Annotated in this window: 17 protein-coding genes; 5 read left to right on the top strand and 12 right to left on the bottom strand. The window is 63.9% G+C overall.

Translation table 11 applies throughout. The features are described from left to right. Positions 1–29: 29 nt before the first annotated feature. From VSX77_RS04040 to VSX77_RS04015, 6 genes are all read right to left on the bottom strand, one after another. Positions 30–977 carry a hypothetical protein gene (locus VSX77_RS04040; protein ID WP_338426382.1) on the bottom strand — a complete coding sequence of 316 codons (948 nt, stop codon included), beginning with the start codon at positions 975–977 and terminating at the stop codon, positions 30–32. Further along, positions 974–1,489: a sigma-70 family RNA polymerase sigma factor gene (locus tag VSX77_RS04035; protein WP_338426381.1), complete on the bottom strand. Its 516-nt coding sequence runs from the start codon at positions 1,487–1,489 to the stop codon at positions 974–976. Before VSX77_RS04035 ends, VSX77_RS04040 begins: the two co-directional genes overlap by 4 nt. After that, positions 1,486–1,974, bottom strand: a complete 489-nt coding sequence (locus VSX77_RS04030; protein ID WP_338426380.1) for a hypothetical protein — start codon at positions 1,972–1,974, stop codon at positions 1,486–1,488. Before VSX77_RS04030 ends, VSX77_RS04035 begins: the two co-directional genes overlap by 4 nt. A gap of 359 nt (positions 1,975–2,333) precedes the next feature. Beyond that, positions 2,334–3,770, bottom strand: coding sequence for a hypothetical protein (locus tag VSX77_RS04025; protein WP_338426379.1), 1,437 nt, complete (start codon positions 3,768–3,770; stop codon positions 2,334–2,336). A 146-nt stretch (positions 3,771–3,916) separates the two neighbouring features. Next, positions 3,917–4,837: a nucleotidyltransferase and HEPN domain-containing protein gene (locus VSX77_RS04020; protein WP_338426378.1), complete on the bottom strand. Its 921-nt coding sequence runs from the start codon at positions 4,835–4,837 to the stop codon at positions 3,917–3,919. A gap of 131 nt (positions 4,838–4,968) precedes the next feature. After that, positions 4,969–6,723 (bottom strand): ParB/RepB/Spo0J family partition protein, encoded by a 1,755-nt coding sequence (locus VSX77_RS04015; protein WP_338426377.1) that lies wholly within the window; start codon positions 6,721–6,723, stop codon positions 4,969–4,971. Positions 6,724–7,576: 853 nt separating this feature from the next. Here VSX77_RS04015 and VSX77_RS04010 point away from each other — a divergent pair. From VSX77_RS04010 to VSX77_RS04000, 3 genes are all read left to right on the top strand, one after another. Continuing rightward, positions 7,577–7,804, top strand: a complete 228-nt coding sequence (locus tag VSX77_RS04010) for a helix-turn-helix transcriptional regulator (protein ID WP_338426376.1) — start codon at positions 7,577–7,579, stop codon at positions 7,802–7,804. Then, positions 7,801–8,007 (top strand): hypothetical protein, encoded by a 207-nt coding sequence (locus VSX77_RS04005; RefSeq protein WP_338426375.1) that lies wholly within the window; start codon positions 7,801–7,803, stop codon positions 8,005–8,007. Before VSX77_RS04010 ends, VSX77_RS04005 begins: the two co-directional genes overlap by 4 nt. Before the next feature lie 75 nt (positions 8,008–8,082). Further along, positions 8,083–9,717 (top strand): recombinase family protein, encoded by a 1,635-nt coding sequence (locus tag VSX77_RS04000; RefSeq protein WP_338426374.1) that lies wholly within the window; start codon positions 8,083–8,085, stop codon positions 9,715–9,717. Between the two features lie 7 nt (positions 9,718–9,724). On the opposite strand, the gene VSX77_RS03995 is transcribed toward VSX77_RS04000, so the two are convergent. Further along, positions 9,725–10,204, bottom strand: a complete 480-nt coding sequence (locus tag VSX77_RS03995) for a GNAT family N-acetyltransferase (RefSeq protein WP_338426373.1) — start codon at positions 10,202–10,204, stop codon at positions 9,725–9,727. 218 nt (positions 10,205–10,422) lie between these two features. Further along, positions 10,423–11,574 carry a flavodoxin-dependent (E)-4-hydroxy-3-methylbut-2-enyl-diphosphate synthase gene (gene ispG / locus VSX77_RS03990; protein WP_338426372.1) on the bottom strand — a complete coding sequence of 384 codons (1,152 nt, stop codon included), beginning with the start codon at positions 11,572–11,574 and terminating at the stop codon, positions 10,423–10,425. Positions 11,575–11,831: 257 nt separating this feature from the next. On the opposite strand from ispG, the gene VSX77_RS03985 reads away from it, so the two are divergent. Both VSX77_RS03985 and VSX77_RS03980 read left to right on the top strand, forming a co-directional pair. Continuing rightward, positions 11,832–12,581 (top strand): TorF family putative porin, encoded by a 750-nt coding sequence (locus tag VSX77_RS03985; RefSeq protein WP_338426371.1) that lies wholly within the window; start codon positions 11,832–11,834, stop codon positions 12,579–12,581. Positions 12,582–12,890: 309 nt separating this feature from the next. Next, positions 12,891–13,619 (top strand): TorF family putative porin, encoded by a 729-nt coding sequence (locus VSX77_RS03980; RefSeq protein WP_338426370.1) that lies wholly within the window; start codon positions 12,891–12,893, stop codon positions 13,617–13,619. Between the two features lie 201 nt (positions 13,620–13,820). Here the strand turns inward: VSX77_RS03980 and VSX77_RS03975 are convergent, their stop codons facing one another. From VSX77_RS03975 to VSX77_RS03960, 4 genes are all read right to left on the bottom strand, one after another. Next, positions 13,821–14,969, bottom strand: a complete 1,149-nt coding sequence (locus VSX77_RS03975; protein WP_338426369.1) for an alpha-hydroxy acid oxidase — start codon at positions 14,967–14,969, stop codon at positions 13,821–13,823. 234 nt (positions 14,970–15,203) lie between these two features. After that, a complete protein-coding gene (locus VSX77_RS03970) occupies positions 15,204–16,466 on the bottom strand; it encodes an FAD-dependent oxidoreductase (protein WP_338426368.1) in 1,263 nt (420 codons plus the stop codon). Then, positions 16,453–18,114: an amidohydrolase gene (locus VSX77_RS03965; RefSeq protein WP_338426367.1), complete on the bottom strand. Its 1,662-nt coding sequence runs from the start codon at positions 18,112–18,114 to the stop codon at positions 16,453–16,455. The genes VSX77_RS03970 and VSX77_RS03965 overlap by 14 nt, the downstream gene beginning before the upstream one ends. Beyond that, the gene (locus tag VSX77_RS03960) at positions 18,111–18,989 is read right to left on the bottom strand and encodes an NAD(P)-dependent oxidoreductase (RefSeq protein ID WP_338426366.1); all 879 of its coding nucleotides are present in this window, start codon (positions 18,987–18,989) and stop codon (positions 18,111–18,113) included. Before VSX77_RS03960 ends, VSX77_RS03965 begins: the two co-directional genes overlap by 4 nt. Positions 18,990–19,013 lie beyond the last annotated feature (24 nt).

Genomic DNA, 19,013 nt, shown 5'->3' with positions numbered 1-19,013 from the left:
CCGCTTTACGATGAGCTGTTGCCCGGCACCTATCCATAAAAGGCGGACCGGATGATGTCCCAGCGCCACGCGAACGACAGGCGCTTCCGCATCAGCGCGAAGCGGATGCGAAAAGCGAGCGACGGATAAGGCTTGCCGAGGATCGCATACTCGGCCCGCTCCCGAAGGCATTTGACACGTCGGCGGCTGATACCGAGCCGCCGCGCAATCTCGTCATAGGGGCGGCCATATAGATGAAAGAATATCCAGACGTGCCGCATCAGGTCCGGCTGTTCGGCCAGCCGCTCCGGTATCTGCACAATGTCGGCAATCTCCGCGCCATTTTGTTCGGCCTCGGTCGGTGGTCGCTCCTCCGGGAACGGCCTTCGCCGCCGTCGATGGACCACATAGCCCTGCGGATAGCGCCCGTCGGGGACGAGGCGCTCGGCCAGCCATTCGTCGAACGGCTGACAACCTGCGCAATGGAGCGCGTCGTTGACGCGTAGCAGGTGTCGCCGCCGAACCCGGCGCCACGGTGCGACAAAACGCCATTGATCGACCGTCGCGACCCCGGCCCGGCGCGATCGCGAGACGGCCTTGCGTAGCGCTTCTGACAATTGCGCCACGACGAACGCCGCCGCCGCTTCCTGATCGGCCACTACACTATCCATCGGCTCGGGCCACGCCACCTCGCTGGGATAGCCGCTCTCGGCGAAGACGGCCGCGAGCGCTTGCCGATACTCCTGCTGCAAATGCGCCTGCAAAGCGCCGGTCGCCGATCTGACGCTGGGGACTGGCTCCGTACAGCAGACATGCGCCCGGACGATCGCGCGGGCATCGGCGAGGCAGGCGGCAATGCGCGCGCGATCCGCGCCAAGCGCGTCGGCCATCGCATCGATGTCGACGCCGTAGAAGTTGTGGAGCAGGAACAGCTCGCGCGGCAGCGCGGGCAATCGGTCGATCGCGGCGCTGCGACGACGGTCATCGAGGCCGGTCATGATGCCACCTCTGCCGCGACCGCCGCGCGGCAGTGCCGGAGCGCACGCATCATATGATATTCGACGGTCTCGACACAGACGCCAAGCTCGGCGGCGATCTCCTTATAGGTCAGACGGTGAATCCGGTGCATCACGAACACGCGGCGGGTCTTGGGCGGCATCGCGCGCACGGTGCGCCGGTAGAAGCGCTGCAAATCCCTTTCCTCGATCCGCCATGTCTGTTCGGAGCGCGTCGGTGCATCCCGCGCTTCGTCCAGCGGATAGATGATCGCGCCCGTTCGCCGCTGCCGGCGCTTTCGATCGATCAGCATATTGCGCGCGATCCGGTTGAGATAGGCGCCGGGCTGGTCCAGCACCGGCAGCTTTCCGCTGTAGTGGAGCCGGGCGAAGGCTTCCTGCGCAACGTCGCGCGCTTCGTCTGGTCCCATCCGCCGCCTTAGCCTGCGCAACAGGCGCGGATATTCGGTGCGATAGACATCCTCGAATGTCGCGATCTCCCGGCGCGCGCTCATGGCCGCGCCCCCTCGCGATCGCGTTCATTCAGCGGGGCATCGCGCGAGGCGCGATAGAGGGTGATGCCCGCCTCGATCCGGTCGAGGATAAAGGTGTCGCGTTCGGCTTTGGCGACGCGGATGTCGGCTCTGGAATAGAGTTCGAGGGCAACGGCGCAGCGATTACCGAGTTCGCTGTCGATGACATCGCGGGCACCGCTCCAGCATTCCGGTTCCTTGAACAGCGGATGATTGACGACGATCCAGAACTCGTAATCGGAAAAATTGATCGTATCCTCGTCCTCGTACCAATTCTTCCGCGCATAGGGACCGATCAGGATAATGCGCCTGATCTCGCCCGGCTCGGGCGCCTGCACGGCATCGGGGTCGAAGCAGGCGCGCAGGATGCGCGTAATCCGCTCGACCTCCTGCTGCTTGCGGCGGATGAGATGACCGACGCGCGCCATCACGACTTCGCGCGCGTAAACGTCGGAGGGGGTTTTCATTTTCAGCTCGCACGACGGCGGTCCGCGCGTCGATGCGCGAATGTGCAAGCGGTGTTCGCTGCGTGCCGCTAGCGCGGGCTACAGCAACTGCCCGACCTTAGGGCCGGACCTGCATGATGCTGGCAGGATGTTCCTCGGAGATGGCCGCCAGTCATTCCATCCCGTAGACGGGACTGTGCCAGAATCCGAGAGACGCGACAAGAGCGGCTGCGCGGCCAACTGTCAGCCTCAACGTAGCCAGCCCGAGTGTGCCGCATTGATCACCGAGAAATTGGCGAAACTATCAGCGGCGCTCTTGCCACTTTACTCTGCAGTGTCCCCCGATAGCGTTGTCTTTGTTGGCCACCAATTTGGTGCGCTCAGAAAATGCCGCCTAATCGCACATAAACACGGCCAGTTGCCCTTAAGCCTCCCGGTTCGCGCTCATCATACTCGAACCAAACGAGGCCGGTTGCTCCATTCAATCGCCGCAAGACGATTTCGCCATTCGCCGCGATGTTCGCGCTAAACCGTGTGGAGAATCTGTCTGGAACGCGGATCGCAGTAAGGGTGAGCGTCCGGTGTTCGACGCCCACGAAACCACTAATCGCGCTGTCGTTGCAGATCGGCGACGCATTATTACCTCCGCCCAAGTCGCAGCCGGCCCGAAGCGTCAGTGTGTCGTTGGCTGCGGTGCGATCAATCGAACGAAAGTCCGTAACGGCAATCAGGCTGCTGATGATCGTCGTTCTAATAATTCCTTGCGGAGAGATTGTCGGTGGAGGAATTTCAGAAAACTCGCGAAACGCCGCGAGCAGAGAATCGACGGTGATAGCCTTTGCGTCGGAAGTATCGGGAGCACTGCTCCTGAACAGATCGATGATGGCCGGTAGAACGATAAGCCGAAGCCCGTGTTCGATGTCTGCAGCACGCCCAGGTTCGGTCAAATACGTGTCGATTGCCGTGGAGTATCGGGCAAGCAAGGTCGCAGCCGCCGCCCGCCCCGCGTCCGACGAAGACGCGCCGGATGCTTGGGGCGTCCGTTCAAGTATTGCTCGGATGACCGCCTCGTCGTTCAGGTCAACCCGGCCCTCCTTGAGCCGCTCCAGAACCGCAGCGAGTTGTTGATCAAAGACGATCGGAAAATCGGGTAGCACAGCTTGATTGGCGGGGCTTCCGATCGCGGCATAGGCAGCGAGTTTCAGATTGAAGGCAGTGACGCGGCGGCCGAGCGTCGCCTTGGTAGCATCGGTGCCCGACATGGCGGGCACAGCGGCGAATGTGGCAAGTTCGCGCGCGCTCATCCCAAGACCCATATTTCCTGCGACCAGATCGTCGTCGATCGATCGCAGCAAGGAAGTTGCGGGCGACAAGGTCGTCGCTCCCGCTGGTGCGCGCATCCCCAGATAGACATAACCACTGCGCGTATCGATACCGCCCCCTTGCATTGTTGCGTTTGGGAGCACGGTGATCTGACTATCGTCAAAGCGATCAATTGCTGTTGGACCGAACTGACCAGCCGGACTCGCATCGACACGGATGTCGTGAACAGCTTGTCCGCCTGACGGAACGATATCGTCGAATATACCGCTGTTGTTTGTGTCGAATGTGACCGTCCCGATGACTGGCCCCCCAAAGCCGATTGAAAAGACCGACCCCGTGGGTGTCGGCGTGGGCGTGGGCGTGGGCGTCGGAGTCGGCGTTGGCGGTACGGTGACGACATTCCCCCCGCCGGAATTTCCGCCACCGCCGCAACCGGCAACCATCGCCGTAATGGAGACCGACAAGACGATTTTTTTCAATTGATTGAAGTTCATAATACCCCCGCTTTTGCCGGAGATAGTTTGAAATAGCTCTAATGGCAACCGCCTGCCCAACCCAAGCTGCCATCCGGATTTTTGGGCATATCATCTCGAAACTAGATGCCGATTTATGACACTGCGCGGGTTGTGCTCCGCGGCTCTTATTGACGCGCCACCTTTTCGAGTTCGGCGATCTTGTCGCAGCAGACCTGATGGACAACGCGACCGAGTTCCTCGACGCGTTCTCCGAGCCAGGTCAGTTCTCCCTCGCTGATCTTATAGTGTTTCGAGTAGCGGGCCTTGGTGTAGGCTTCCTTCAGCTTCTGGAACATCGCGCGTTCGCGGCGATTGGTCTCGGGCCAGATACCGTAAAGGCGCCGATCGAGCCCTTCGGCCAGCGAACGCAGGAAGGCTATGTTATGGTTATACGGGGTATAGAAGGTCAGCGTTAACAGCACACAGTTGTAGAGTCTTTCCGCTGCCTGATGAAGAATGAAGGCCGCGTCCTTGTTCCAGCCTCGATGTAGATCATCGCCGAAATTGACGTAGGCACGCATTGCGCTCGGGTGATACTCCTCGAAATATTCCTTCGCTGCGATAAGCGCCTGCTCCGGCGTTTTGGGCTTGGGCGTCGCCAGTTCCCGATCATCGGCATCGTAAAGCGCGATCCCGTCCTTCGCAACCTCCATGAAGAAGACGCGGCCATGCGCGAGCCCGTCATTCACCTCATGGAGCGAGTGGACGATGAAATTGACCGGCGTCCGTAGAGTCTTCTCGATGGTGTAGGCGCGGATCAGGCGTTCCTCGGCCTTCGCCCAATAGGCGGCGCGGTCGGTCAGCTCCTTCTGGCTGACGATGACGAGAATGTCGTAGTCGGATTTATATTGATTGGCAGATGCCGGTGCGTCGACCCAATCTCCCCTCGCGTAGCTGCCGAACAGGACGATCTTGAGAATGCGGGCGCCCTTGCGGCGCCCGGTCGCATTTTCGGTTGCCTGCCCGAACTCGTCGAAGAGAATCTCGACGATGCGCTCAAGCTCGCGCTGCTTCACAGGCGGAAGATGATCGACGTCGGTTCGCATGGACCCAGAATCTTCGATCAATCCCTGTCACTTGGCAAGCTCCGATTGTCCGGCGCTTTGCGCCGGACAATCGGAAACCGGGGGAGCGTCCACTACTCCCCCGGTTTCGATGGGCGGATGATCGGGAAAGATCAAGCTGCCTGACGCATCTCCGGCTCAGCCTCCGCTTTCGCCGCGACGAGAAGCGGCCCGATACGCTCGCTCCGCTCGACACAGCCGATGCCGCCGCGATCCGTGTAACCCGACGGCGGAAAGGTGAACCAGCGGGGAAGCCAGCCCTCTATCTTCGCGCGGCCGTTGCTGCCGGCGAGGCCATCGACGAGGATGCCGCGCTGCACCTTGGCGGTCGCATCGGCATTGGCTTCGGCAACATCGGTTCCCGCAACCTCGGCGATGATGGTGGTCAGCAATGGCTTGTCGCGGATCAGCTCGGGCAGCACGGCGGTATCATCCCAACAGGTCCGCATGTCGGTGCCGAGAAGCTGGCCCAGCATATCGACCTCGGCACTGCCGACCGCCAGCGTCTCGCCCATGACAACGGGAAGGATGCTCATGATCGCTTCGTCGGACAGCGGGAGCAGACGGGTGAACAGGCCTGCAACCCCATGCTCGCCATCATAGCCGCCGGTCACGGTCGGGGTTTCGGGATCGAAACCAAGCAATGCCAGCACCTCGCGGCGTTTCGCATCGAAGGCCGCTTCGCTTGCCGACACCTCGACACTCTCGGCGATGGCATCGCTGGCCGCGCGCTGCTTCTCGATGTCGACCCGCCACAGCGGCGATCCGACGATGGCATGGGCAACCATCATGCGAAGGGCAACGCCGGCATCGGACAGCAAGGATGCCCGCACGGCGGCATGACGGTGCAAGTCGATATAGTTGCCGAGCGCCGCGCTAACCTCGGGACGAGTAGGCTTGGGTGCATCGGTTCCCGCCGCACCCTTGGCGCGCTGCCGCGCTTCCTTGGTGGTGATATAGCCCTCATGGTATGCGACCTGGCCGCGATGGCTGATGGTCACAAAGACCTTGCCGCCTTTCTTCTTGGGGCAGCGTTCGTGCTCCCAGCTATCGAAATAGACTCCGCGTCCCATGACGACGACATCACTCCAGCCGCTATCGCGATAGAAATCCGCCTGCTTCTCGACCTCGGCCATCTGCGCGGTCCAGAAGGCATCGACGTGGGTAAAATAGCTGTCCTCGCCGAACAGGTCGGAAACGATCTCGCCGGTATAGCTGGCAAGGTCGAACATCGCGACCTTGGTGGCGACCGCGCTACCGCCGAACAGCCATGCCTTGAGCTGGCTTCCGGTCGGCGCGTGCTTCTCGGGGCAATCGACCAGCGCCAGCCAGTCGCGCTGCTGCGCCTTGGTGGCAAGGGTCAGGTGCCGCATGGTGACGACATCGATTGTCTCGGCGCGATACATGGTGCGGATGCGGGGCAAGAGATTGCCGATGGCAAGCGTCCGCTTCACCTGCAAGCCGGTCAGCCCGAAGGTCAGGCCGATATCCTCGATGCTCCGCCCCTCGCGGACAAGCCGCGTGAAGGCTTCGCAGCGGTTCACCTCGTCGGGGTCGAGACGGGCGATATTCTCGATCAGCGAGGCTTCGAGCGCCGCCGCGTCATCCCCGGCCTTCATTACCGCGCAAGGCAGCGGGTCGATGCCGTCCTGTTCCTCGGCAACTGCCAGCGCACAATAATAGCGCCGCTTGCCCGCGACGACCTCGTAGTGGCCGTCTTCCGCTCCGGGCCTGACGATCAGCGGTACGAGGATACCACGTGCCCGCACCGACGGCAGGATGTTGGTGAGGTCGGGTTTCTTGGCGATCCCGCGCATGTTGGCGGACGACACGGAAAGACGCGATAGTTCGATATGCTGGAAATCCATGATCTCTCTCCTTGCTCTAATACCACCGCAGCCCCGGCTGAGCGGGGGGAGCGGCGAGAGCGACCGGAGAGGCCCGCCACCAAGGCAGGGCGCACCCGAAGGGCTGTAACGAAGTGAAAGACCCCGAAGGGATTGCGCCCTGCCGGGCGGGGCTCATAGGAGAGCGACGCTCCCACCGCACGGCCGGAGGCCATCGCCATCGCACGGCACGCGCGGTGACTTTCGGGCCGGAGCCATGCTCCGGCCTTTCGTGTCAGGCGATCGTTACGGCATCAGCCGACGAGACGGCGCGTAGCGGCGGCTCGGTGGAGCGAAGCGACATAGAGCGCGGTCGCCGCAGGCGGGACGCTAACCGCTTTTCCGGATGGCGACGGAAACCGATTTTTCACGACCCCGCGCTAATCGGTCATGGCTCTCACGCGACCCAGAGGGCATCCCGACCCCGTCGATCCTTTCGGATCGGCGGGGTTTTTGTCGAGCCCCGAAGGCTGGTCGATCAAGCCGCGCAGTGCGCGGTCTAGCAGCCGGACTCGGACGTGCGGCGCCAATTGTGATGTCGCTGCGCCAGAATGAGCCTGATCGGCATCACAATGCCTCCCCCCTTGCACGAGCCGGAGGAGGCGATGCACAGTGACGCACGGCGGGCAGGCCAGTCAGACGGGCGTCCCGTGGGACGGCCTGGGAAAATTTCTTTCGGCGCGTCGTACAACAACAGGAAGCTATGGGAATAAACGGAAATAAACAGGAAACATTGCCGTACCGGCACTGTTTTCAGCACTCTTGCAGGATTATTTCCAATCGCCAATTCTGATCCGAGGGGCGCCACAACTAACCAGACGATGGAAGCCTGCCCATGCCTGTCCCCGAAAAGATCATCCGCCTCCAGACCGTCCTCGCCCGCACCGGACTCTCGCGCTCCACACTCTACCGGAAAATCGCGGAGGGCACATTCCCGGCCCAGTTGAAGATAAGCGTTCACGGTGCCGGATGGCATGAATCCGAGATCAATCGCTGGATCGCCGATCCCGTTCGCTACCGTGCCGACAATGACAACCCGGCACCCCCTGTGGGGCCGGTATGAAGAAGGACGAGGCGCCCGGTTCGGGGCCCGTCATCGCGGCAAACGACAATGACGTCGCGTCCGATCCCGTTGCCATCGATGCGGCGCTGACGCGCATCGCCGAGGCACTCGGGCGGCATATCGCACGCGAGCATATCAAGGCGAGGAAAGCGGCCAACGACAATGAGCCGGGCGGGAAAAATCCAAAGCCGCCAAAGCATTGACGCTAGGGTAATAGGGGCCGACACTGTCTTATCGGTCGTGCGGGGCTCTCTCCCGCCACGCGAAAGGAAGACATGATGATCCGCGCCGCGCTCTACGCCCGCTATTCCTCCGATCAGCAAAGTTCGGCCTCGATCGCCGACCAGCAGCGCATCTGCCGCGAGCGCGCGGAGCGCGAGGGTTGGCAGCTTCTCGGCAGCTACGAGGATGCGGCCATCTCGGGCGCGAGCATGATCCTGCGGCCCGGCATCCAGAAGCTGCTCGCCGACGCGCAGGCGGGGCAGTTCGACATCGTGCTCACGGAAGCGCTCGACCGGGTGTCGCGCGACCAGGCCGATGTCGCGACCTTTTACAAGCATCTCCAGTTTGCAAGGGTGCCGCTCATTACCCTCGCCGAAGGCGAAATCTCCGAGCTGCACGTCGGGCTCAAGGGCACGATGAACGCGCTGTTCCTCAAGGACCTCGCCAAGAAGACGCATCGCGGCTTGCGCGGGCGGGTCGAGAAGGGCTTTTCGGCGGGCTCGGTCGGCTATGGCTATCGAATGGTTCGCCGCCTTTCGAGCGAGGGCGAACTGGTGCGCGGCGAGCGCGAAATTGATCCGGCCCAGGCGCTGATCGTCGAGCGTATCTTCCGCGAGTTCGCCGACGGCAAGAGCCCGCTCGCTATCGCGCGTGATCTCAATGCCGATGGCATTGCCGGCCCCGCTGGAAAGCCTTGGCGTGACACTTCGATCAGGGGCGACGTGCGCCGGGGAACCGGCATCCTCAACAACGAGCTTTATGTCGGTGTGCGCTCGTGGAACCACAAGCATAGCGTCAAAGACCCGCGCACGGGCAAGGAGGTCATGCGCCTCAACCCCGAATCCGAATGGATCCGGAACGAAGTGCCGGAGCTTCGCATCGTCGGCGATGCGCTATGGCAGGCAGCGAAGTGCCAGCAGCAGGCGCTTGCCGAACGCTATACAGGGGCCAGGCAAGCGGCGCAGTCCCGCAGTGCGCAGGGATTGCGGCGTCCGGCCTATTTGCTCTCGGGCCTGCTCGAATGCGGCACTTGTGGCGGCACCTATGCCGTCGTGGTCGGCGACCGCTACGGCTGTGTCGGTCATCATCGCCGGGGCTCGTGCACGAACAACCGGACGATCCGTCGTGGAGACCTCGAACGTCGCGCGCTCGCGGGTATCACCGACCGGCTGGTGTCGGCAGACAAGATCGAAGCGGCGGTCGCCGCATACGCGGTCCATATCAACCGCGAGAACCGTGAGCGACGCATCCAGGCCGATGCCGACCGGCGCGGACTGGCCCGGATCGACAAGGCGGTCGCCGGGATCATGGCGGCAATCGAGGACGGGCTGTATCAGCCCGCCATGAAGGTGCGCATGGCCGAGCTTGACCGCGAGAAGGCCGAAATCACAGCGCGGCTTGCCGAGGCGCCCGTCGATATTCCCGACGTCCATCCCGGCATCGCCGAAATCTACAAGCGCAAGGTCGCGGCGCTGACCGACACGCTCAATGACCCTGAAACGCAGCTCGATGCATCAAGCGACATCCGTTCGCTTGTCGGCAAGATTGTCCTGCATCCCGGCGCGAAGCGCGGCGAGGTTCATGCCACGCTCCACGGCTCGCTTATGGGCATTCTCGACTTCGTCAACGACAGCACCCAACCCCGCGAAACCCGACTTATAACAAAGGTGTCCCCGGGTTCGCCGGGATGACGGATAATTAGGAGGCGGCCAGTCTTGTCAGCGCGTCGCCGTCGACGCGCATCACCGTCCACTCGTCCATCAGCTTGGCGCCGAGGCTCTTGTAAAAGCCGATGCTCGGTTCGTTCCAGTCGAGTACCCACCATTCGAGGCGCGCGCAATCGCGTTCGACGCAGAGTTTGGCGAGATGGGCAAGCAGCGCCTTGCCGAACCCCGATCCCCGCGCTTCGGGGCGGACGAACAGGTCTTCGAGGTAGATGCCGGGGCGCCCTTCGAAGGTCGAGAAATTGTGGAAGAAGAGCGCAAAACCCTGCGCCGCGCCGTCAATCTCGCCGATGATCACTTCGGCATAGGGGCGGGGGCCGAACAGGCTGGCGGCGAGCTTCGCCTCATCGAAGCGGACTTCGTGCGCCAGTTTTTCATAATCGGCGAGGTCGCGGATGAACCGCGCGATCAAGGGCAGGTCGGCGGGCGCGGCGGGGCGGATGGCGAGGGTCATGTCGGCGATCTGGGTCGGCAAGTGCTTGCTGTCAACTTTCGATCGAATAGTTGCCGTTGCCGCCCTTCCCTAACCCGTTCGCATCGAGCGAAGTCGAGATGCCCCTCGGGCCAGGCTTAGCGCCGATGGGTGTCTCGACTTCGCTCGACACGAACGGAAAGAGGGGACGCCCCCCAATGTCGCCACCCGACGACTCCGACGTCCAACGCCCGACCGCCTTAAGCCGCCTTGCCGTGCGCCACGTCCATGCTCACCGAACTGCCGGCGTCGATCTCGGCCGCCTTGGCCTCGACCAGTTTCACAATGTGGTCGATCATATCGGCGTCGGCGACATGGTGGTCGGTGACGCCCGAGAGATACACCATATGCTTGCCGTTGCCGCCGCCGGTGATGCCGATATCGGTCTCGCGCGCTTCGCCGGGGCCGTTGACGACGCAGCCGAGGACCGAGAGCGACATCGGCGTCTTGATGTGGCCGAGCGCCTCTTCGAGCGCCTGGACGGTGCGGATGACGTCGAAGCCCTGTCGCGCGCAGCTGGGACAGGAAACGACGCGGACGCCTCGGGTGCGAAGGCCCAAGGATTTGAGGATTTCATAACCGACGCGGACCTCTTCTTCAGGTTCGGCCGACAGGCTGACGCGGATCGTGTCGCCGATCCCGGCCCAGAGGAGGTTGCCGATGCCGAGCGCCGACTTGACGGTGCCGCCGATCAGCCCGCCGGCTTCGGTAATGCCGAGGTGGAGCGGGCAGTCGACGGCATCGGCGAGCTGCGCATAGGCGGCGACCGCGAGGAAGACGTCGCTCGCCTTCACCGCGACCTTATAGTCGTGAAAGTCGTGATCCTGGAGCAGCTTGATATGGTCGAGCGCGCTTTCGACGAGCGCCTCGGGGCAGGGCTCGCCATATTTTTCGAGCAGATCCTTTTCGAGCGACCCCGCGTTAACGCCGATCCGGATCGCGCAGCCGTTGGCCTTGGCGGCACGCACGACCTCGCCGACACGCTCCGACGAGCCGATGTTGCCTGGATTGATGCGCAGGCAGGCGGCGCCGGCGTCGGCGGCCTCCAATGCGCGTTTATAGTGGAAATGAATGTCGGCGATCAGGGGGACGCGCGCCGCGCGCACGATCTTGCCGAGCGCAGCGGTCGAATCGGTGTCGGGGCAGGAGACGCGGATCAGGTCGGCGCCGGCCTCTTCGCAGCGGCGGATCTGGTCGATCGTCGCGACCGCGTCGCTGGTCAGCGTGTTGGTCATCGTCTGCACGGTGATCGGTGCGCCGCCGCCGACGGGGACATTGCCGACCATGATCTGACGGCATTGGCGCCGCGCGATGTCGCGCCAGGGGCGGAGGCCGGGGTTATGATCGCTCATCGGTTTGCAGGCTCGGTTTGAGGGAGACGGGGGCTCTTTAGCGGCCCGGCGCCGGCTTGGCAAAGACAAGCGTTGGCAGGGCGCGATGTTGCCCGAAAGTCACACTCTGACGCAGATTCGCCATTTCGCGTAATTTTCGTTTGTGCATTGCAGCGTAATCGGCAATTTCATCGCGTTCCTCGTCACAGGCCCGGATAAAGAGGCGTGGACGTGCACGCAGGCTGGGACGGTCCGTGGATTATAAGGGGGGATCACCCATGAAGTTTCTCGCCAAAGCATGTTTCGGCATGCTGCTTGCGGCATCGGCGATGTCGACGCCCGCCTTTGCCCAGGAAGAAGAAGCCAGCGGCCCCTTCTCGCTTTCGGGCGGCATTTCGGTCACGACCGATTACCGGTTCCGCGGCATTTCGCTGTCGAACGAGAAAGTCGCGCTGCAATCGACGCTGACCGTCAGCCACGAAAGCGGCCTTTACGCCGGCGTCTGGGGATCGACCCTTCCCGACAGCCCGCTTTACGGCAAATATGAACTCGACCTCTATGCCGGCTATGCGACCGAAATTGCGCCCGGCACCTCGATCGACATCGGCGCGATCTATTATGCCTATCCGGGCAACCAGGATTTTGCCGGTCCCAGCGATTATGTCGAAATCGTCGGCAAGCTGTCGCATGACATCGGCCCGGTCTCGGCGACAGGCATGGTGGCCTATGCGCCCGACCAGAAATCGCTGGGCAGCGACGACAATGTCTATCTGAACCTGGGCCTTGGTTATGGCATTCCCAACACGCCGGTCTCGCTGAGCGCCGGGCTCGGCTATACCGACGGGTCGCTGGGTGCGGCATCGGCCGACGGCAATTATCTCGACTGGTCGGTCGGCGCCTCCTACGCCATGGGCCCCGCGACGCTGTCGGTGCAATATATCGATACCGACATTAAAAAGACGGGCATCGGTGCCGTCGATACACTGTATGATCCAACCGTGGTCTTTACGCTGGGCCTCTCTTTCTGAGCGCTTGGCGGGTCAGCGACCACGCGTGAAGGGGGGCGGCTTCGGGGGAGGCCGCCCCCCTTTTTCGTGTGCATCGGGAAATTTGCACCGCGCGAACAATATTGTTTCGTCAGATACCATATGCTCGCAATCAACTGTTGCATAAATGCCGCAATCGCGCGCTTATAATGCGGCGGGGTGCGTTTTTTTGTTTGTGCGCCGCAGCATTATCGGGAATAGCGAGCGCACGCGGGAGCTGACCAGCCCAAAAAGAGGCTGGCTGCCCGGCGGCAGGCAGGGACGATCCAACAATCAGTAGGGGATCCGTCCATGAAATATCTCTCCCGCACATGCCTCGGCATGGCCCTCGCTCTTTCCGCGCTCCCGGCAACGGCCTACGCGCAGGAAGAAGAGGAGAGCAGCATCACCATCACCGGCGGCGCGACGGTCGTCAGCGACTATCGCTTTCGCGGCTTCAGCCAGTCGAACGAAGAGGCCGCGATCCAGGGCACCTTCACCATCGCGCATGACAGCGGCTTCTATCTTGGCACCTGGGGGTCGAGCATCGGCTTCGCCAACGGCACCGAAATCGACGTGTATGGCGGTTTTGCGACCGAAGTGGCCCCCGGCCTTACCGCCGACATCGGCGTGACGGCCTATCTTTATCCCGGTACCGACGATTCGACGGTGATCGAGCCCTATGCGTCGCTGACCGGCGCGATCGGCCCGGCGACGGTCAAGGGCGGCATCGCCTGGGCGCCCGGCGGCCAGGACGCGCTCGGCGACGAAAGCGGTATCTATCTCTATACCGATCTCGGCGTCGGCATTCCCGACACGCCGATCAAGCTGAAGGCCCATCTGGGCTATGCCAAAAGCGACAGCTTCCTCGGCGGCCTTGACGGCGACGTGCTCGACTATTCGGTCGGCGTCGATTTCAGCTGGAAGGTGCTGACGCTCGGCGTTGCCTATGTGAACACCGATGCGCCGAAGTTCGGCGGGTACAAGGAAAGCGTCGGTGCCGACGGCGCGGTCGTCTTTTCGCTCGGCGCCGCATTCTGACGCCGGGCCGGGGCGGTCTCGGGGGAGGTCGCCCCTTTTCTTTTTTCGCGGGATGGTCGCAACCGTGCGTTAATCCGTACCGCTCCTAAGTCCGTTCGTGCTGAGCTTGTCGAAGCACCGTTCTTCCTCCTGCGGCTCTAAAAGAAAGAACGGCCCTTCGACAAGCTCAGGGCAAACGGTTCTTGCTTAAGGCTCGCTGGTCTAGCGCCAGCGCAGATTTTCGCGTGACAGGTCGGCGAGCGATTTCGCGCCCATCAATTTCATGCCGCGCTCGATCTCGGCGCGAAGCAGCGCCACCGCACGGCTTACGCCCTCCTCGCCCGCGGCCGCGAGCGCATAGAGATAGAGGCGCCCGCCCGAGCAAGCCCTGGCGCCGACCGACAGCGCTTTGAGCACATGCGTGCCGCGCATGATGCCGCCGTCGCAGATCACCTCCACCTTGTCGCTCACCGCATCGACGATCTCGGCAAGCGCGTCGAAGGGCGAAACGCTGCCGTCGAGCTGGCGCCCGCCATGGTTCGACACCATGATCGCGGTCGCGCCGATGTCGGCCGCGCGCCGCGCATCCTCGACCGCGACGATGCCCTTCAGGCAGAAGGGGCCGTTCCATTGCTTCCGGATCGCTTCGGCGCGGTTCCAGTCGAGGCTCTGGTCGAGCATCGAGGTGAAATAGTCGGCGACCGATTTGGGGACGCTCGACCCCTCGGACACATGCGTCGCGAGATTGGGCAGGCTGAATTTTTCGCGGAGCAGATAGTTGAGGCCCCAGCCGGGCTTGGCGGCGTAGCTCAGCATATTGCCCGCCGTGAAGCGCGGCGGCGAGGTGAAACCCGAGCGCAGGCAGCGTTCGCGGTTGCCGCCGACGATCGTATCGACCGTAAGCGCGACGGCGTCGAACTTCGCGTCGCGCGCGGCGGCGAGCATTGCGCGGTTGAGCCCGTCGTCCTTGTGGACATAAAGCTGGAACAGCTTGGGGCCATCGGTGAGCGCGCCGGCTTCTGCCAGGCTGACGGTCGCAAGGCTGGAGATACCCGCGACCGTCCCCGCTTTTGCCGCGGCGCGCAGCACCGCGCGCTCGCCCTGCCAGTGGAACAGGCGTTGCAGCGCGGTGGGCGAGAGGAAGAGCGGCATTGCAATTTCGCGCCCGAACAGTGTGGTGCGCATATCGACGTTTTCAACGCCGGCGAGCACGCGCGGGATGAGGTCGCAGCTGTCGAAGGCTGCGCGGTTGCGGCGCCGGGTGACCTCGTCGTCAGCGGCGCCGTCGATATAATCGAACACCGGCCACGGCAGGCGACGTTTTGCCAGCGCGCGGAAATCGTCGATATTGTGGCAGTCGGTCAGGCGCACGCTACATTTCCCCTCAAATCGTCATCCCGGCGAAGGCCGGGATCTCACCCTATCGTTGTACCGCACCGGCGAGATCCCGGCCTTCGCCGGGATGACGGGTAGTGGCGGTCGGTGAGTTTCACTTTTTAAGGTTCCGTTCGTGTCGAGCGAAGTCGAGACACGTGAAGCCTTGCATTAACGCAGCGTGTCTCGACTTCGCTCGACACGAACGGGAATATAGGTTCGCGCCCGGCATCAAAACACCGTCCGCGCCGGCACCGTCCCCTTGGTCGCGAAGCTGAAGCGCGGTTCGATGGCGAGCTTCGCGTCCAGGATATGCGCTGCCACGCGCTTGCCCACGGCGGGGCCATTCTTGAACCCGTGCCCCGATCCGCCGCCGACGAGCCAGACGCGCTCCTGCCCCGGGAAGCGGTCGATCAGATAGTCACCGTTCGAGCTGTTTTCGTATTGGCAGACGCGCCCGCCAATCAGCGGCGCGGACGCCAGCGCGGGAAAGCGGCGCGCGATATAGGCGCGTGCCTCGGCGATGCCCGCCGGGGTCAGGCTGCGCTCCATCGTGTCGGGGTCGATCGCCGGGCCGTGGCGGTCGATCGCGATCTTGAACCCCGCGCCCTCCAGATCGGGGATGCCATAGAAAATACCGTTGTTGCTGTTGTCGGCCCACACCGGCAGCTCGGGCGGCGCAAAGCGCGTGTCCCCCTGCGGTGCGCCGAAATGATAGACCTCCTGCCGCGTCGCGACGATCCGTCCCATCAACTGCTGCGGGAAGAGTTCGGCCAGCCACGGCCCGGCCGCGTAGACGAGATGGTCGGCGGTGCCGCCGTCGGGCAGGCTGTGGCGCTTGATCCGTTTCGACAGCAGCGGCGCGGGCATGACGACGCGCTCGACCGCGATCTGGGCGTCGGCGATCACTTCCTGCACGCCGCGCCCCGCGATCAGCGCACCGCATTCGGTTTCGAGGATGCCGGTTTCGCCTTGGTAGAATTGGATCTGGCGATATTTGTTCTGCAGCCAGCTGACGTCGCCATGCTCATGCCCGACGCGATTGGCCTGCAACCATGCCAGCGACTGTGCGGTATAGGCGTCGCCCGCGGGCCCGAACCACAGCACGCCGGTGTTGTGAAAGATCGGCGCGCTGGCGCTGTCGGACAGCGCCTTCCAATAGGGCAGCGATTCGCGCGCCATTTCGGAATAGATGGTGTCGGCGCCATAGCCCATGCGGATCACGCGGCTTTCGCCGCCCGACGACGATCGAACATGCCCGGCGCCGTAAGCGTCGAACAGGCGCACGCTCTTTCCTGCGCGGACAAGGTGCCACGCCGTCCACGCGCCGAAAACACCCGCGCCGATGATCGCGACGTCGACATGCTGGACCTTCGGTTTTGCGGGTTTGCGCCTTTTGGAGCGGCGCTCGGCCGCCGCCGCGGTCGCCGCGACTGGCAGCGCGGCGAGCCCGGTCAGCAGTGCGCGGCGGCTGGGGCTGCTATCGGCCGCCACCGGATGCCACTTTTTTGTAATAGCGCGAGCCGCCGATCCAGGTTTCGAGCGGGGTCATGCGGCGGATCTCGTCGGGGCTGGCGAGCAGCGGGTCGGCATCGACGATCAGGAAATCGGCGCGCATTCCCGGCATCAGCGTGCCGATCCGGTCCTCGGCGAAGCCGGCATAAGCGGCGTTTCGGGTGAAGCCGTCGAGCGCGGTTTCGCGGCCGACCGCTTCCTGCGGACGCCAGCCGCCAAAGGGTTCGCCCTTCGCATCGGTGCGCGAGATGGCGGCGGCGAGGCCTGCGAACGGGTTGGCGCTCTCGACGGGCACGTCCGATCCGAAGGCAAGGCGCACGCCCGCCTTTTCGAGGCTGCGCCACGCATAAGCGCCTGCGAGCCGATCAGGGCCCAGCCGGGCTTCGGCCATCAGTCGGTCGCTCGTCTGATGCACCGGCTGCATCGAGGCAATGACCTTGAGGCTCGCGAAGCGCGCCATGTCGGCGGGGTCGATCACCTGCGCATGTTCGATGCGCCAGCGGCGCTCGCCCGGCAAATCGGCGGTCAGGTCGGCGATGGCAGCGAGGGCTTCGGCATTGGCGGCGTCGCCGATCGCGTGGATCGCGACCTGGAACTTGTCCATCGACGCGCGCACCATCTTGTTGCGCAGCTGCGCGGGGGTGAGCAGGGGCAGGCCTTTCTGCCCCGGCGCGTCGGCATAGGGCGCCTTCAGCCACGCGCCGCGCGATCCGAGCGCGCCGTCGAGATAGAGCTTCACCCCGACCATGCGCAGGCGGTCGTCGTAGAGCCACGGTGTCGGTTCGGAACCGGCGATGATCGCCATATTGTCGATGTCGCCGCCGTAACTGAGGATGCGGACCGCGAGCTGTTTCTTGTCGCCCGCGCGGCGATACGCCTGCCAGTCCTGAATGCTCGTGCCCATGTCGGCGATCGCGGTGATCCCCTGTTCGAGCAATTTCTGCTGTGCGAGCAGCAAGGCACGATCAAGGTCGCGCGCGAGCGGTTTGGGCTTGGCGCTGTCGATCAGGCTCATCGCGGCGTCGATGAAGACGCCCGACGGTTTGCCGCCCTCCATTTCGATGCGGCCGCCCTCGGGCGCTTTGCTCGCCGCGGTGACCTTGGCCGCCACCATCGCCGCGCTGTTCGCCCAGCCGGCATGGCCGTCGACGCGCTCGAGCCAGACGGGACGGTTCGGCACCGCGGCGTCGAGGTCGGCGGCGGTGGGGAAACGGCCAAGCCCCCATTTCTCCTGATTCCAGCCGCGCCCGATGATCCACGGCATTTCGGGGTTTTCGGCGGCATATTTGCGGATCGCCGCTTGCGCTTCGGTAAGGCTGTTCGTTTCGCTGAGGTCGAGCAGCATCAGCTGGAAGCCGAGGCCCATGACATGCCCGTGCGCGTCGATCAGGCCGGGGATCAGGGTCTTGCCCTGGCCGTCCTGTTTGAAATCGGGGCGTTCGGGGCGCTTGTCCTTGCGATCGAGCAGCTGTTTCACCTTGCCTTCGCGGTCGATCACGAGGCCGGTGAAGCGGACGAGCTTGCCGTCCTTGTCGAGCGTGATGCCGTTGACATTGTCGACCAGCGTGTCGGCGTGTGCGGGGGCGGCGAGGGTCAGCGCCAGCGCGCTCAGGATCAGGCGCTTCATTTCGGGAGCCTCGTCACGAGCGAGCTCGTGTCCTTGCGCCCGCCGCCCGCCTTTTGCACGTCGGCGTAGAATTGATCGACGAGGCTGGCGACCGGCAGGGTCGCGCCGTTGACGCGCGCTTCGTCGATCGCAAGGCCCAGATCCTTGCGCATCCAGTCGACCGCGAAGCCGAAGTCGAACTCGTCCTTTGCCATCGTGCCCCAGCGGTTGAGCATCTGCCAGCTTGCCGCTGCGCCGCCCGACACCGCCTCGAACACCTTGTCGGCGTCGAGCTTCGACGCCTGCGCGAAGCGCAGCGCCTCGGACAGACCCTGCAGGACGCCCGCGATCGCGATCTGGTTGACCATCTTGGTCGTCTGCCCCGCGCCGGGACCGCCGATGTGGACCATGCGCGCGGCATAGGCCTGCATCACGGGCTCGGCCGCAGCGAAGGCCGCTTGCGTGCCGCCGCACATGATCGAGAGCGTGCCGTTCTGCGCCCCGGCTTCGCCGCCCGAGACCGGCGCGTCGAGGCAGAGCAGGCCAAGGCTTTCGGCCTCGACCGACAGCTGGCGCGCGATTCGGGCGGAGACGGTCGTGTGGTCGACGAACAGCGCCCCCTTGCGCATTGCCCGGAAAGCGCCATCGCGGCCGAGCGTGACCTGCGCGAGATCGTCGTCATTGCCAACGCAGGTCAGCACGACATCGGCGTCCTGCGCGGCGTCGGCGGGGGTGGCGGCCGCTGTGCCGCCGTGCTGCGCCACCCACGTATCGGCCTTGGCGCGCGTGCGGTTATAGACGGTGAGGTGATGCCCCGCCCGGACGAGGTGGCCCGCCATCGGTCCGCCCATGACGCCGGTGCCGATGAAACTGATGCGCAATTTCTGTTCGCTCATGCTGGGTCCATAGCATTGTTTGCT

Origin of the sequence: Sphingopyxis sp. TUF1 (assembly GCF_036687315.1) — a bacterium.
GTDB lineage: Bacteria > Pseudomonadota > Alphaproteobacteria > Sphingomonadales > Sphingomonadaceae > Sphingopyxis > Sphingopyxis kveilinensis.
This window is presented reverse-complemented; position numbering and strand designations above follow the sequence as displayed.

Coding starts and splice junctions, on each gene's coding strand:
- VSX77_RS04040 (WP_338426382.1), bottom strand. CDS start 977: ATGACCGGCCTCGATGACCGTCGTCGCAGCGCCGCGATCGACCGATTG.
- VSX77_RS04035 (WP_338426381.1), bottom strand. CDS start 1,489: ATGAGCGCGCGCCGGGAGATCGCGACATTCGAGGATGTCTATCGCACC.
- VSX77_RS04030 (WP_338426380.1), bottom strand. CDS start 1,974: ATGAAAACCCCCTCCGACGTTTACGCGCGCGAAGTCGTGATGGCGCGC.
- VSX77_RS04025 (WP_338426379.1), bottom strand. CDS start 3,770: ATGAACTTCAATCAATTGAAAAAAATCGTCTTGTCGGTCTCCATTACG.
- VSX77_RS04020 (WP_338426378.1), bottom strand. CDS start 4,837: ATGCGAACCGACGTCGATCATCTTCCGCCTGTGAAGCAGCGCGAGCTT.
- VSX77_RS04015 (WP_338426377.1), bottom strand. CDS start 6,723: ATGGATTTCCAGCATATCGAACTATCGCGTCTTTCCGTGTCGTCCGCC.
- VSX77_RS04010 (WP_338426376.1), top strand. CDS start 7,577: ATGCCTGTCCCCGAAAAGATCATCCGCCTCCAGACCGTCCTCGCCCGC.
- VSX77_RS04005 (WP_338426375.1), top strand. CDS start 7,801: ATGAAGAAGGACGAGGCGCCCGGTTCGGGGCCCGTCATCGCGGCAAAC.
- VSX77_RS04000 (WP_338426374.1), top strand. CDS start 8,083: ATGATCCGCGCCGCGCTCTACGCCCGCTATTCCTCCGATCAGCAAAGT.
- VSX77_RS03995 (WP_338426373.1), bottom strand. CDS start 10,204: ATGACCCTCGCCATCCGCCCCGCCGCGCCCGCCGACCTGCCCTTGATC.
- ispG (WP_338426372.1), bottom strand. CDS start 11,574: ATGAGCGATCATAACCCCGGCCTCCGCCCCTGGCGCGACATCGCGCGG.
- VSX77_RS03985 (WP_338426371.1), top strand. CDS start 11,832: ATGAAGTTTCTCGCCAAAGCATGTTTCGGCATGCTGCTTGCGGCATCG.
- VSX77_RS03980 (WP_338426370.1), top strand. CDS start 12,891: ATGAAATATCTCTCCCGCACATGCCTCGGCATGGCCCTCGCTCTTTCC.
- VSX77_RS03965 (WP_338426367.1), bottom strand. CDS start 18,114: ATGAAGCGCCTGATCCTGAGCGCGCTGGCGCTGACCCTCGCCGCCCCC.
- VSX77_RS03960 (WP_338426366.1), bottom strand. CDS start 18,989: ATGAGCGAACAGAAATTGCGCATCAGTTTCATCGGCACCGGCGTCATG.